This is a genomic window from Lentilactobacillus curieae (genome assembly GCF_000785105.2).
GTDB lineage: Bacteria > Bacillota > Bacilli > Lactobacillales > Lactobacillaceae > Lentilactobacillus > Lentilactobacillus curieae.
This window is the reverse complement of the sequence record NZ_CP018906.1, coordinates 583,429-598,343: the sequence shown is the minus strand read 5'-3', so window position 1 is coordinate 598,343 and position 14,915 is coordinate 583,429. Positions and strand designations below refer to the sequence as shown.

Annotated in this window: 13 protein-coding genes; 10 read left to right on the top strand and 3 right to left on the bottom strand. The window is 42.3% G+C overall.

The window, feature by feature from the left end:
* The first annotated feature begins 5 nt into the window (after positions 1–5).
* From PL11_RS02970 to PL11_RS02925, 10 genes are all read left to right on the top strand, one after another.
* Positions 6–1,415 carry an APC family permease gene (locus tag PL11_RS02970; protein ID WP_078256976.1) on the top strand — a complete coding sequence of 470 codons (1,410 nt, stop codon included), beginning with the start codon at positions 6–8 and terminating at the stop codon, positions 1,413–1,415.
* 2 nt (positions 1,416–1,417) lie between these two features.
* A complete protein-coding gene (aguA, locus tag PL11_RS02965) occupies positions 1,418–2,515 on the top strand; it encodes an agmatine deiminase (RefSeq protein WP_035166259.1) in 1,098 nt (365 codons plus the stop codon).
* A 14-nt stretch (positions 2,516–2,529) separates the two neighbouring features.
* Positions 2,530–3,486 (top strand): carbamate kinase, encoded by a 957-nt coding sequence (gene arcC, locus PL11_RS02960; protein WP_035166258.1) that lies wholly within the window; start codon positions 2,530–2,532, stop codon positions 3,484–3,486.
* A gap of 86 nt (positions 3,487–3,572) precedes the next feature.
* Positions 3,573–4,661: an agmatine deiminase gene (gene aguA / locus PL11_RS02955; protein WP_035166257.1), complete on the top strand. Its 1,089-nt coding sequence runs from the start codon at positions 3,573–3,575 to the stop codon at positions 4,659–4,661.
* A gap of 11 nt (positions 4,662–4,672) precedes the next feature.
* Positions 4,673–5,464: a MurR/RpiR family transcriptional regulator gene (locus tag PL11_RS02950; RefSeq protein ID WP_035166255.1), complete on the top strand. Its 792-nt coding sequence runs from the start codon at positions 4,673–4,675 to the stop codon at positions 5,462–5,464.
* Positions 5,465–5,846: 382 nt separating this feature from the next.
* Positions 5,847–7,229, top strand: a complete 1,383-nt coding sequence (locus PL11_RS02945; protein ID WP_035166253.1) for a class II fumarate hydratase — start codon at positions 5,847–5,849, stop codon at positions 7,227–7,229.
* Positions 7,230–7,268: 39 nt separating this feature from the next.
* Complete coding sequence (locus tag PL11_RS02940; protein WP_035166251.1) at positions 7,269–8,660, top strand: flavocytochrome c; 1,392 nt, start codon at positions 7,269–7,271, stop codon at positions 8,658–8,660.
* Positions 8,661–8,684: 24 nt separating this feature from the next.
* Positions 8,685–10,106 carry an anion permease gene (locus tag PL11_RS02935; protein ID WP_191982093.1) on the top strand — a complete coding sequence of 474 codons (1,422 nt, stop codon included), beginning with the start codon at positions 8,685–8,687 and terminating at the stop codon, positions 10,104–10,106.
* 43 nt (positions 10,107–10,149) lie between these two features.
* Positions 10,150–10,788, top strand: a complete 639-nt coding sequence (locus PL11_RS02930; RefSeq protein ID WP_052127723.1) for an NADPH-dependent FMN reductase — start codon at positions 10,150–10,152, stop codon at positions 10,786–10,788.
* 2 nt (positions 10,789–10,790) lie between these two features.
* On the top strand, positions 10,791–12,239 hold the full coding sequence (locus PL11_RS02925) for an NADPH-dependent oxidoreductase (RefSeq protein WP_078256975.1): 1,449 nt from the start codon (positions 10,791–10,793) through the stop codon (positions 12,237–12,239).
* Positions 12,240–12,377: 138 nt separating this feature from the next.
* On the opposite strand, the gene PL11_RS02920 is transcribed toward PL11_RS02925, so the two are convergent.
* The 3 genes from PL11_RS02920 to PL11_RS02910 all read right to left on the bottom strand — a co-directional run bounded on the left by PL11_RS02920 (position 12,378) and on the right by PL11_RS02910 (position 14,907).
* Positions 12,378–13,139, bottom strand: a complete 762-nt coding sequence (locus PL11_RS02920) for an acetoin reductase (protein ID WP_035166248.1) — start codon at positions 13,137–13,139, stop codon at positions 12,378–12,380.
* Positions 13,140–13,283: 144 nt separating this feature from the next.
* The gene (locus tag PL11_RS02915; RefSeq protein ID WP_035166247.1) at positions 13,284–13,934 is read right to left on the bottom strand and encodes a bifunctional 2-keto-4-hydroxyglutarate aldolase/2-keto-3-deoxy-6-phosphogluconate aldolase; all 651 of its coding nucleotides are present in this window, start codon (positions 13,932–13,934) and stop codon (positions 13,284–13,286) included.
* Positions 13,927–14,907, bottom strand: a complete 981-nt coding sequence (locus PL11_RS02910; RefSeq protein ID WP_035166246.1) for a sugar kinase — start codon at positions 14,905–14,907, stop codon at positions 13,927–13,929. Before PL11_RS02910 ends, PL11_RS02915 begins: the two co-directional genes overlap by 8 nt.
* Positions 14,908–14,915 lie beyond the last annotated feature (8 nt).

The window sequence follows — 14,915 nt, the reverse complement described above, 5'->3', positions numbered from 1 at the left end:
TGAAAATAATGGAAAAGAAAAAATTTAGACTGTTTGATGCAGTTTTAATGGCTGTCGTAGTCGTACTGGTTGTTGAATCGGTCGCCCCTGCAGCAGCAATTGGACCATCACAATTCTTTTGGTGGATAGCGTTATTGATTCTTTTCTTCTTACCATACGGATTGATTTCCGCTGAACTCGGAACCACTTATGATGATGATGGTGGAATCTATGACTGGGTAAGAAAAGCATTTGGTAAAAAGTGGGGCGGGCGTGCTGCCTGGCTCTACTGGATCAACTTTCCAATCTGGATGGCGAGTTTGGCCGTCCTATTCACTGGAGTGATTGAACAAACCTTCCAGGTTAAGATGGGCACGTGGACAAACGTGGCGATTCAACTTATCTTTATCGCAGTAATCACGTTGATTTGTTGCTATCCAATCGCAGACAGCAAGTGGATCCTTAACTTAGCTGCGATTGCCAAGATTGTAATTATCATGAGTTTAGGTATTTTGGGAATTTACGTGGCGGTCACTAAAGGGGTTGCCAGCAAGTTCACAGTTTCAACCATGTTACCTAAGTTTGACTTAAAGAGTTTGAGCTACATCTCAGTTATCCTATTTAACTTCCTTGGATTTGAGGTCGTTACAACGATGGCCAGTGACATGCCAAACCCTAAGAAACAAATTCCCCAAGCCATTATCTGGGGTGGAATTCTGATTGCCTTCTTCTATGTCTTTGCAGCATTTGGAATGGGTGTCGCAATTCCAGCAAGCAGTTTATCAGCATCAGGTGGATTGATGGACTCAATTCTTCTCTTAGTTGGTCAACACAACTGGTTCGTTGTTTTAATCGCCTTCTTATTCATGTACACATTAGCTGCCAACCTGATCTCCTGGTCAGCCGGAGTTAACTATGTTGCTTCATACGCAGCCAAGAACCATGATTTACCAAGTATCTTTGGTAAGATTAATAAGAAGACAGAAATGCCTACTGGAGCAACCGTACTGAATGGTGTGATTGCCGCAGTACTAGTAATTGCAGCCCCATTGATTCCAAATCCCGACTTGTTCTGGGCCTTCTTCTCACTTAACGTGGTGGCCTTGCTAGGCTCTTACATCTTGATGTTCCCAGCATTCTGGAAACTCAGAAAAGATGACCCTAATACTGAAAGACCATTTAGAGTTCCTGGCAACAAGTTCATGATTAACCTTATGACTTGGATTCCAGTTACCTTACTGATTATCACTTTGATTTTTACAGCTATCCCTCTAAACGGCTCAGCAAGTGAAATCAACGACAAAGGCCCAATTCTGATTGGAACGATCATCACGGTAATCATTGGCGAAATCTGCATTGCTCATTCAGAAAAGCAAGATAAAATTCAACAACCAAAAGTTGATTCAAAAATAGCGCATGACAAAGGAGCGAACTAGATATGAACACTTTACAATCATCTCCTAAAAAAGACGGCTTCAGAATGCCCGGCGAGTTTGAACCTCATAAAGGCGTCTACATTCTTTGGCCAGAACGTCCTGACAACTGGAGAAATGGAGGCAAGCCAGCCCAACATACATTTGTAAACGTGGCTAAGGCAATTTCAAAATTTGAACACGTAACTGTTGGGGTTTCAGATGCACAATACGAAAATGCACGCCACATGTTGCCAGACGATGTTGAAGTTGTAGAAATTTCAAACGATGACTCTTGGGTTCGAGACTGTGGTCCATCGTTTGTTACCAACGACGATGGTGAAATTCGGGGAGTCGACTGGACTTTCAATGCTTGGGGTGGCCTGGTTGATGGCCTTTACTTCCCATGGGATAAGGATGACCGTGTTGCCCAAAAGATCACCGAATTAGAACATGCCGACCGTTACCGCTTAGATGACTTCATCCTTGAAGGTGGTTCAATCCACGTTGATGGTGAAGGAACATTGATTACCACTGAAGAGTGCTTGCTCTCAGATGGCCGTAACTCACAACTTTCAAAGGACCAAATCGAAAGCATTCTTAAAGAATACTTGAACCTTGATAAGGTCATTTGGTTGAAGAACGGGATTTACAATGACGAAACTAATGGTCACGTTGACAACATTGCAAACTTTGTCCGTCCAGGGGTAGTTGCCCTTGCTTGGACTGACGATGAGAACGATCCTCAATACGCCATTTCAAAAGAAAATTATGATATTTTATCAAACGCAACTGACGCTCAAGGCCGTAAGATTCAGGTTGAGAAGATTTACTTACCAACCCCAGTTAAAATCACTAAGGAAGAAAGTGAAGGCGTTGACGCAGTCGACGGAACCCTTCCTCGCCAAGAAGGCGACAGATTGGCAGCTAGCTATGTAAATTACTACACTGCAAACGGCGCAATCATCTATCCTGAATTTAACGATCCAATGGACCAAAAAGCTAAAGAAACGTTACAAAGACTATATCCAGACCGTGAAATCGTTGGTGTTTATGCACGTGAAATCCTCCTTGGTGGTGGAAACATTCACTGCATCACCCAACAAGTTCCGCTGGGCAAATAGAGGTGTAGGTAAGTATGGCAAAAATCGTAGTCGCTTTGGGTGGAAACGCAATTCTTTCAAAGGATGCTTCTGCACAAGCACAAAGAAAAGCGGTTGAAGAAACCGTTGAACAATTAGTAAACTTTGTGGAAAATGGTGATCAGTTGATCATTACCCACGGAAACGGTCCCCAAGTTGGGAACTTGTTACTCCAGCAAATCAACTCGGATTCAACTGAAAATCCCGCAATGCCATTGGATACTTGTGGGGCAATGACTCAAGGTAGCATTGGCTACTGGTTCCAAAACGCAATGAAGGAAGCGTTGGCAAAACGCGGAATCAACAAGGACGTAATGGCAATCATTACCCAGACAATCGTTGATGACGATGACCCTGCATTTTCTAACCCTTCAAAGCCCATTGGACCTTTCTATAAAGAAAACCAAGTAGCTGAAATTCGGGCAGAACATCCTGATTGGAATTTGATGGAAGATGCTGGCCGTGGTTACCGAAGAGTTGTTCCTTCACCAAAACCAGTTGAAATCAATGAGTACTCAGCAATTCGGACTGTGGTTGACGCAGGAATCGTTCCCATCGTTTCTGGTGGTGGCGGAATCCCCGTTGTTCGCAAAGATGGCAAGTTAGTTGGTAAAGAAGCCGTAATTGACAAGGACTTTAGTGCCTCGAAGATTGCTCAGCTAGTTGATGCCGACAAGCTGATCATTCTGACATCAGTTGGCGGAGTCTTCTATAACTTTGGCAAGCCAGATGAAGTTGAACTTCACGACGTTGCCGTAAGTGAAATCGAAGAACACATTGCTAACGATGAGTTTGCAAAGGGAAGCATGCTTCCTAAGGTTCAGGCAGCTGTTGACTTTGTCAATGCAACTGGCAACCCAGCCGTAATCGGCGACCTAGAAGATGTTAAAGACATCATCAAGGGAACTGAGGGAACCATCATTCACGCAGTTAGTGAAACGGTTAAAAACTAGAACTTTAGAAAGAATCGGGTCGCCAAAAGCCCGATTCTTTTTGCATAATTAATGGTATGATTTAAATATCAACGGGGTGAAATGAAATGGAAATCAAAGGGACAGTTCCAAAACAGGATAATTACCACCTAGCACCCGAATGGAATCAACATTCTGAGTCATATATGTTGTGGCCAATGAGACCGGATAACTGGCGTGAAGGGGGTAAGCCGGCACAAAAAGTTTACGCAGAGATTGCTAAACACATTAGTGAAGTCGAACCAGTAACAATGTTGGTTAACCGATCGCAATATCAACACGCTCACAGTGTGTTTGAGAATACCAATGTTCGGGTAGTCGAGATGAGTTACAACGATGCTTTCTTTCGGGATTTAGGACCAACTTTTTTGAAGAATGGCACGAATATACGGGCAATCGACTGGGAGTTTAACGCCTGGGGTGGCTTGTTTGATGGGCTCTATTTCCCATGGGACCAAGACAATCTGGTATCCAAAAAAGTGTGTGAACTTAACCGGATTGACTATTATCACAATGACTTTGTGCTCGAAGGCTGTGGTTTTGTAACTGATGGTCAAGGGACACTGATCTTGACGGAAGAGTCAGTTATGTCAGAAGGGCGTAATGGCGTGGTTCAAAAGGAAGCCGTTGAGCAACTGTTGAAGGACTATTTGAACGTAAAACAGATTATTTGGATTGAACAGGGTTACTATATGGATGAAACCAACGGTGACATTGACAACATGGTTCGGTTTGTTAAACCAGGTGAGGTCGTGTTGACGTGGACTGATGATGAGAATGATCCACAGTACCAGATTTCACGGGCAGCATTGCAGACTTTAGAGGCTGCTACTGACGCAAACGGTAACCGGTTGAAGATTCATAAAATCCAAATTCCTTCACCAATGTACGCTAGCGATGGTGAAAGTGAAGGGGTCGATCCGGTTAATGGCTTATTGCCTAGGTATCCTGGGGATCGATTGGTAGCCTCTTATGTTAACTTTTACATTGTTAATGGGGCGGTCATCCTGCCAACGTTTAATGATGAACAGGATGCTGTGGCCATTAAAACGTTTAGTGAGCTGTTCCCAGACCATAAGATTATCCCTATCTATTGCCGAGAGTTGTTACTCGGTGGGGGAAATATCCATTCAATCGTAGCTAGCATTCCGAAATAAGGGGATCCAGTATGAATTTTTTTGAAATAATTAATCCAAACATTGAGAAACTAACTAAAAATGAATATGAAATTTTGGATTACGTTATTAAGCACATGAACGAGATCCATAACCAAAACATTCGGGAAGTTGCTGCGGCGTGTTTTGTGTCCACAACCACGTTCCTAAGGTTTGTCCGTAAAATTGGTTTTTCTGGTTATAGTGAATTTACGACTGTGATCAAATATACAGTTTTAAATGACCAAGAAAAGCCAGCAGCTACTGCTACCTTTGACATGAAGCAATCTGATTACCGCGAAGAATACCTCAAGAATATTGAGGAAACCGTCAGGGTTTTGGACGATAACAAACTGAACTCCCTCTGTGAACTGATGATGAACCGACCAAAAATCTTTATCTTTGCGAAGGGATTCAGCAAGTATGCGGCAGAGTACGTTGAATACTTGTATACCCTAGAAGGATTTCTGGTAGTCTTTCCTAAAAATTTTGAGCAACGGAAGTTGGCCTACCGAAATATTGGTAAGGATGACCTTGTGTTTGTGATGAGTTATTCGGGGGATGACCAAGAGCTGATCCGGATTATTCAGGTTATCAAAAACCAGTGTGACTTTGCTTCCCTCGTTTCAGTGACGGGGGCTAACAACAATAGTATTCAAAATCTAAGCGATTATAATCTATACGTATTTTCTGACGAGATTCACGACAAGAAAATTGAAATCACATCACATGTTTCAATGATAGTGATTATGGAATTGTTGCTGTATCAATTTAGGGAATATAAGGGTGGCCAAGAAAATGTCTGATTTATCCATTTTCTCCTAGACCCACCCGCCTACATTAGCTATACTAGAAAAAGTGAATTTTTTTCGTGCTCCATTCTGTTAGTTGTCGAACTGCCGGTTTGGGGTATTTTTTTGAGCAAATTTAGATGGGAGGGCAGTAGCTCACATTTTTTTAAATATTGATGTGAAATCGTGATCAATCGTAGTGGTATCAACGACTTTGGCTGGGTCGCTATCGCTAGTGTACATAAACGGCGAATAACAAGAATGCCGTGTTCAAGGGGGTTGTGGCGTTATAAGTAATCTTTATAGATTGCTAAATGGTTGACTATAGCACCTTGTGAAATATATCATTTGTTTGTAAATAATGTTAATCGTTTGTCCAGAAATAGGAGGATACATCATGACAGAATATCGTACTGAAGAAGACACTCTAGGCCCCGTACAAATTCCCGCTGACGCACTTTGGGGCGCACAAACTGAACGTAGCCGTAACAACTTCCCAACTGGCTCAAAGATGCCATTGGAAATGATCAAGGCATTGCTTCAAATTAAGAAGGCTGCTGCTCAAGCTAACAAAGAAGAAAAGGCAATTGCAGCTGAAAAAGCTGACTTAATTATCGAAGCTATTGATAGTTTGTTGGCTCTTAGTGACGAAGACTTGCGTAAAGACTTCCCATTGGTTATCTACCAAACTGGTTCAGGTACTCAAACTAACATGAACACTAACGAAGTTGTTTCTCACATGGCAGCTAAGATCAATCCTAATATTGAAATCTTGCCAAACGATGACGTTAACCATGGTCAAAGTTCAAACGATATTTTCCCAACTGCAATGAACATTACTGCAGCAGTTGCCGTTGAAGACTTAAAGAAGGCAACTCAACACTTGATCGACGAATTAGATAAGAAACAAAAGAAGTACTGGGACGTTGTTAAAATCGGCCGGACCCACCTTCAAGACGCTGTGCCATTGACATTTGGTCAAGAAATCAGTGGTTGGAAGAGTGCTTTGGAACATGATTTGGAATACCTTAACCAATTAGCACCAACCCTTGGCGAATTAGCAATGGGTGGTACTGCTGTTGGAACTGGTTTGAACGCCGCCCCTCATTTCTCAAAAATCATCGCTGAAAAGATGACTGAAATCTACGGCATTAAGTTCACTTCAGAATCAAACAAGTTCTATGGCCTTTCACATCACTCTGGACTAAACGTTGTTCACGGTGCCTTCAAGACACTAGCAAGTGATTTAATGAAGATTGCTAACGATGTTCGTTTCTTAGGTAGTGGTCCTCGTGCCGGATATGGTGAATTAAACTTACCAGCTAACGAACCTGGTTCATCAATCATGCCTGGTAAGGTTAACCCAACCCAAGCAGAAGCAATCACAATGGCAGCTGCCCGTGTTATGGGTAACGACGTAACTGTTGATATTGCATCAAGCCAAGGTAACTTTGAAATGAACGTTTACAAACCAGTATTAATCAGTGCATTCCTTGAATCAGCTGAATTATTGGCAGGTACTGAAATTGGCTTTGCTGACAAGATGATTGCCGGCATGACAGTTAACGCTGAAAGAATGGAAGAGTTAGTTGAAAACTCATTGATGACCGTTACTGCATTGTCACCACACATTGGTTACCACGACAGTGCTGTAATAGCTCAACAAGCCCAAAAAGACGGTACTACATTGAAAGAAGCAGCATTGAAGTCTGGCGAAATTACTGAAGAACAATTTGACGCATGGGTTGTGCCAATCGACATGACTAATTACGACAAATAAGACGATTGGTGCGAATTACCAAAACGAAGGAGCAAAACAATGGCAGACAAGTTTAAATTCAGACTGACTGATGTCAGCGAACTAAAAGATAGTTATGACCTAGTTGTGATTGGTTCAGGTGCTGCTGGTTTGACCAGTGCCATCCAAGCCAAAGAATTGGGATTGAACCCAATCATCTTGGAGAAGATGGACAAGTTAGGTGGTAACTCAACTCGAGCATCATCAGGGATGAATGCCGCTGAAACTTTGGTTCAACTTAAGCACAACGTGGTTGATAGCTATGAAGATTTCTTTGAAGAAACTTATGTCGGTGGTGGCAGGATGAACAACACTGAACTATTAAGATACTTCACTGATCACGCTGCACTTTCAATCGATTGGTTAGCTGACCACGGCATCCGTTTGGATGACATTACCATCACTGGTGGGATGAGCAAGATGAGAACTCATCGTCCAGCATCAATGGCTCCAATCGGTGCCTTCTTGGTAACTGAATTATTAAAGCAAATTCAAGAGCTAGAAATTCCTCTATTTGCAGGTGTTAAGGTTAACGAACTTGAAAAGGATAGCGATGGCAAGGTTGCCGGTATGAAGGTAACTGCCAATGGCGAAGCAAAGCACATTGCTGCCAAGGCAATTATTTTGGCTACTGGTGGTTTCGGTGCTAACCAAGACATGTTAGTTAAGTACCGTCCTGACTTGAAGGGCTACAAGACAACTAACCAAGTTGGTGCAACCGGAGACGGAATTCGTTTGGCAGAAGAATTGGGTGCCAAAGTGGTCGACATGGACCAAATCCAAGTTCACCCAACTGTTCAACAAGACAACGCTCATGCTTACCTAATCGGGGAAGCTGTTCGTGGTGAAGGTGCCATCTTGGTTAACAAGTCTGGCAAGCGATTCATCAACGAATTGGACACTAGAAAGACAGTTTCTAATGCCATTGATGGTTTGAACGAAGGCGGCGCCTACCTTGTATTTGGTAAGGCAATCCGTGACCGAGTTAAAGCCGTTGAATTTTACGACTCAATCGGGTTGGTAAACACAGGTAACACCGTGGAAGAAGTTGCTGACAAGACTGGTCTTGATGGTAAGGCATTGGCTGAAACAGTGGCTACTTGGAACAAGGCAGTCGCTGACCATAACGATACTGAGTTTGGTAGAACGACTGGAATGGACCGCTCGATTGAAGATGGCCCATTCTACACTATCCACATTGCTCCAGCTGTTCACTACACTATGGGTGGCGTTGGTATCAATAAGGAAACTGAAGTATTGACTGATGATGACCAAGTTATCCCAGGACTTTATGCCTGTGGAGAAATCGTTGGGGGCCTTCACGGTAATAACCGAATCGGTGGGAACTCGATTGCGGAAACTGTGATTTTTGGTCGCCAAGCGGGTCAACAAGTATTTAATTATTTGAACTAGTACCGAGATACGAGAAGAGGAAAGCTGATGAGCTTAGAAAAAGTTGATTATAAAAAATTCATAGCGCCAGTTTTGGTTGGGCTGATCTTATGGTTTGCTTCACCAATTAAACCGGACAGTGTTTCAATGGCCGGCTGGCATATGTTTGCCATTTTCGTGGCAACAATTATTGGGTGTATCACCCAACCACTCCCCATTGGTGGGGTTGCAATTATTGGTTTCACCATTACAGTATTATCTGGCGTAGTCCCAATCGATACCGCCATTACCGGATTTGGTAACGGAAGTATTTGGTTGATCGTAATGGCATTCTTTATTTCCCGTGGTTTTATTAAAACCGGGCTCGGAAGACGAATTGCCTTCCAATTTGTTAAGATGTTTGGTCGTAAGACTTTAGGATTGGCATACTCATTGATCGGGGTTGATTTGGTGTTGGCACCTGCCACTCCAAGTAACACTGCCCGTGCCGGTGGGATCATGTATCCAATCATTAATTCATTGGCTGAATCATTTGGTTCAAGCCCTAAGGATGGTACCCAACGTAAAATCGGATCATTCTTACTTTACTCAGAATTCCAAGGAAACATTATTACTTCAGCAATGTTTATGACCGCTATGGCCGGAAACCCATTGGCACAATCATTAGCTAAGTCACTAGGTGTCCACATTAGCTGGATGGGTTGGTTCTTATCAGCCTTAGTTCCTGGACTGATTTCATTGATTTTAGTTCCATTTATTATCTACAAGATTTACCCACCTGAAATTAAAGAAACACCTAATGCTCGTGAATGGGCAGAAGGACAATTGTCAGACATGGGTCCAATGAGCAAACCCGAAAAAGCTATGACAGCAGTATTTATCGTAGCGCTGGTTCTTTGGGTAGCTGGTAGTGTTATTCACATTGACGCAACTGTTACTGCATTTATTGCTTTGTCATTACTGTTGGTATTCGGCGTTCTATCATGGAGCGACGTTACTCACGAAACTGGTGCTTGGAATACTTTAACTTGGTTCTCAGTTCTTGTTATGATGGCAACTCAATTGAACACCCTTGGATTTATTCCTTGGTTAAGTAAGACAATTTCAGATGATATGAAGGGCTTCAACTGGATTATCGCTTTGGTAATCATCATCTTGGCTTACTTCTACAGTCACTACTTGTTTGCTAGTGCTACTGCTCACGTTAGTGCAATGTACAGTGCTTTGCTTGCCGTTGCTCTATCTGCCGGAGTTCCACCAATGCTTGCTGCATTGATGCTTGGTTTCTTCGGTAACTTGTTCGCATCAACTACTCACTATGGTAGTGGTCCTTCACCAATCTTGTTTGGTTCAGGATACGTTACTCAAAACAAGTGGTGGTCGATGAACGCCTTAATGGGAATCTTCTACCTAGTTGTCTGGGTTGGTGTAGGTTCACTCTGGATGAAGTTAATCGGTATGTGGTAAGCCATTGTTTAAGATGAAAAGAGTTAGGAAGAGGAATAAAATTATGAAAAAAATTGTTGCAATTGTGGGGTCAAACGCTGATCGGTCCACAAATCGCCAACTTTTGGAATATATGCAACAACGGTATAAAGGTGAGGCAGAAATTGACTTGATGGAGGTCGATGGCTTACCAATTTTCCAAAAGACCCGCGGAATGGTAATTCCAGATCAAGCTAAAGAAATGGCCGCAAAAATCGATGCCGCTGCTGGCGTAATTATCGCCACTCCTGAATGGGATCACAGTATCCCAGCAATCCTTTCAAGTGCGCTTGCTTGGTTATCATACGGAATCCATCCATTAATGGACAAACCGGTTATGATCACTGGAGCTTCATTTGGTAACTTGGGAACTTCTCGTGCCCAAGCTCAACTTCGCCAAATTTTGGATTCACCAGAAATTGAAGCCAGAATTATGCCAAGTTCTGAGTTCTTATTAGGTCATTCACTTAACGCATTTGATCAAAATGGAGACCTGTTGGACGAGAGTCAAAATGAACGTTTAGACGCCTTGTTCGAAGATTTCATGACCTTTACAGATGTAACTGGTAAACTTAAACATACCTATGCGGATGATGAACGCCGGAAAAACGAAATGCATGTTGACTACGGTGTCGAAGGAACTGAAAGGCAGGCTGAACATTAATGATGAAATTAGTTGGAATCGCTGGTTCAATCGGCGAACAATCATATAATCGCGATTTATTGAAGTTTATTGCTAAGAAGTATGCTGGTTTAGCAGAAATCGAATTGGTTGATATTAGTGACCTTCCTGTATTTAACCCAGATAAGGATCAAAGTGAGAGCCCAGAAGTTCAACGAGTATACCAAAAGATTGCTAGTGCCCAAGGGGTAATTTTGGCAACTCCAGAACACAACCATACTGTTCCTGCAGCAATGAAGAACATGATTGAATGGTTGTCATACAATTTGCATCCATTTGAAGGCAAACCAGTCTGGATCGTTGGTGCATCATACCACAGCCAAGGGTCAGCTAGAGCTCAACTTCATTTAAAACAAATTTTGGAATCACCAGGAATCAATGCTGTTGTTATGCCTGGTGATGAGTTCCTTCTTTCTAACGCAAAAGAAGCCTTTGATGCAGAAGGTAACTTGAAGGATGCGCGAACAATTGGTTTCTTGGAAAAGCTGCTTCATAAATTCTTGAAGTACGTTAAGGTTATCGATTTGTTTGATGCTCCAGATACAATGACTGCTGATGACGAGGACCTTGAAGCTAAAGGTAAGGTTAACACCACTATCGAAGGTGTCGACATGAACGATGATGAGTGGGTTGAAAAGGCCGCTGTTCGGGTTCATGCTGTCGATGGAAGTACTTACGTTAAGTTGGATCGTGGGATTTTAACTGTTGATCAACTTAACTACTTCTTGAACACAATGCCAGTTGAGTTGACTTATGCTGATGACAACAACCAGTTCATCTACTACAACAAGAACACTCCAACTGCTAAGATGTTGGCACCACGTCGTCCAGGTCAAGCGGGTGATCCATTATCATCAGTTCACCCTGACCGCGCTGTAAAGCACGTTAAGCAAGTTATTCATGCTTTACGGACTGGCGATTCTGACTTGGTGGCAATGCCTGTTCCGGGTAACGGCCCAGACAAGCACATTATGCATTACTATAAAGGGATGCACGATGAAAATGGTCGTTATCGGGGAGTTAACGAGTGGGTCGTTGACATCATGCCAATCATTAAGTACTACTTAGATTCAACTGGTCAAAAGCTAGTTGTTGATGAAAATAAACGGCCAACATCACCAATTATTGGATTGGATGCAGTTACTGGGGCTTCTTCACACGGAAGCTCAGCAAGTGCTGCTCCACAAGCAGATGCTTCTACCGGAGCTTCAGAAAGTGACGCAACTCCAGCCGCACCTGCAGTTGAACAAGCGCCAGTCGCTGACGAAGGTGGCATCGAAATTGGTGACCTGCTTAACTCAGGTAACAATACCGCTACTGAAGGTATTCAACCAAAAGAAGTAACTGAGACTCCAAAGGCTGCACCAAAGCCAAGTACACCAGCCGCTGCAAAGCCAGAGGTTGATGCGTCAACTGGAGCGTCAGAAAGCTAATATAGGCGAAAAAGCGTGAACCACTCGAGAGAGGGGATCACGCTTTTTGTTTACAATAAATCCCCAAGTTACTGTGGGAGGGCAACTTGGGGATCGGGGAGAATATCAAAAATGGAATTAAGGGTATTAATAAAGAGGTTATGAATAATTGATTCCACCATCGACGATTATTGATTGTCCGGTGATGTAATTCGATTTTTCATCTGATAAGAAAGATACTAAGTTGGCCACGTCTGCAGGCTTTTCACCGCGACCAAGTGCAATTGAGTCAATGTTCTTTTGAAGACTAGCTCCAATCGGAACATTGTAGATTTTAGCCATTTCAGCGTCGATTTGATCCCACATTGGGGTCAAAACAATGCCAGGGCAGTAAGCATTGACCGTGATTTGGTCTTTGGCCAACTCTTTTGCCGCAACTTGTGTTAAACCACGAACTGCGAATTTTGTAGCGGAGTATGCACCGAGAAGTTCAAAACCTTCGTGACCTGCAATGGAACAAGCATTGATAATCTTTCCACCGTGTCCCTGTGTCTTCATTTGGTCGGCAGCGGCTTGAATACCAAAAAATGCTCCCTTGATGTTAACGTCTAAGATTTGTGATAAATCGGCTTCACTAGTTTCAGTGATTTGGCCAATTTTAGCAATTCCGGCGTTATTGATCATAACATTGAGGTCACCTAAGTCTGAGGCTACTCGAGTAACTAAATCAACTAAACTCTGTTTCTCTGCGACATCAACAAAATATCCGCGTGAGTTATTACCAACATCTTCGGCGACTTTCTTAGCGTTTTCTTCGTTTAAGTCAGCCACCCCGACAGTGAACCCATCCTTGGCTAATTGGCGGACGATACCTTCACCAATTCCTTGACCACCACCGGTTACAATTGCAACCTTTGCCATTATCAAACCTCCTTTAAATCACTTGGTCTTTTGACCATCTTGAGTATATAGTGATAGCACCGTGGTGTAAAATAATTGGACGTTTTATTTTTAATAAGACCAAAAAAGTCTATCTTCTAATAAAGATAGACTTTATTTAATTCTTTATGCGATTAAATGTAAGGCTTTTGTGCCTTTTATGAACTTCTCTGCATTCTTAGTGACACCTTTGTAATCACCATTTTTTGCAGGCCCAACCATTTGGCCACCTACACCAACAATATTTGCCCCTGCATCAAACCAAGATTGGAGGCTATCAAGTGAAACTCCACCTGTAACCATAACCTTAACTTGTGGGAATGGTCCGTGTAATTCAGAAATCATTTGTGGACCGACAACAGATCCAGGGAATAATTTGATTATCTCTGAACCATAGGTAAGGGCTGATTGAACATCTGAAGGGGTGAGACAACCAGGAATATACGGAACTGTGTAAAGATTACAAATCTTCGCCACTTCTTCTGAAAATGATGGGCTAACTATAAAAGTTGCCCCTGAGATAATTGCGATTCTGGCAGTTTCTGCCTCTAAAACAGTTCCTGCGCCAATTTCAATATCTGTATCTGTGTATTTTTCACTTAGGCTAGCAATCGTTTCATCAGCATGAGGTGCTGTGAATGCTAACTCTATGACTTTGACTCCCCCGTTGATGCATGCTTCAGCTGTGTTGTAAGATTCTTGAGCACTTTCTCCTCTGATTACTGAAACAACAGGATTATTCTGAATATTTGTAAGTATCTCAGATTTGCTATGCATGTTCTTTTACCCCCGAAGCGTTTTTTTGAGTTTTTTCATAATATTTTTTTAGTTGTTGTTTGGTAGGATATCCATCATTGTCTCCAGGTGTTTGAACTTGAAGAGAACCGATGGCATTTCCACGCAAAGCTGCGTCCACAATACTCTTATTTTCAAGTAGGGCAGTGATCGTACCCAGTGCGAATCCATCACCAGCACCAACTGTATCGATAACGTGATTAACCTTAAAACCAGGAACAAACTCTTTAATTCCGTTGCATGTCTTTACTAATGCACCATCTGGCCCATCTTTTACGATAACCGCCTTAGTTTTTTCGTTATTTAAGTAATAATCTGCTATTTCATTATCAGATTCTAAACCGGTTAGCAATTGTCCTTCTTTAAGGCCTGGCAAAACGATTGTTGCTTGAGATGCAAAGTGGTTGATAGTTTTAACCATGTTATTTTGGCTTTTCCAAAGTGAAGGACGTAAATTGGTATCAAAAACAATTGGAATTCTTTTAGCAATTAGTTTATTGAATAGTAGTTGCATAGTGTTAATTGCCAATGGTGAAATTGCCGGAAAAATTCCTGTAAAATGGGCAATTTTTGTGCCGTCTAAGTTAACTCGATTAATAACATCTGGAGTCAAGTGGCTACATGCTGAATTCCTTCGGTAGTTTTCTACATAAGGGTCGCCACTCGATACCTTAGATTTGAATTGATGACCAGTTGAATATTCTGTACTTGAGAAAATATTTCTAGTATTTATTCCTGCACTATTAATTTCATTGATGATGAACTTACCAAGCGAATCTGTTCCCACTTGTGAAATGTAATTAACGGAATGACCAAGCCTTGTTGCTCCAATCGCAACGTTGAGCTCAGCACCACCAATCTGCTTGTTAAATTGGTTGCTGTTTTCTAACGGAACATCGGTCTGTGTTGAGTTGAATACAACCAGTGGTTCACCAATTGTTAGGATTTCACTCATAATAACCT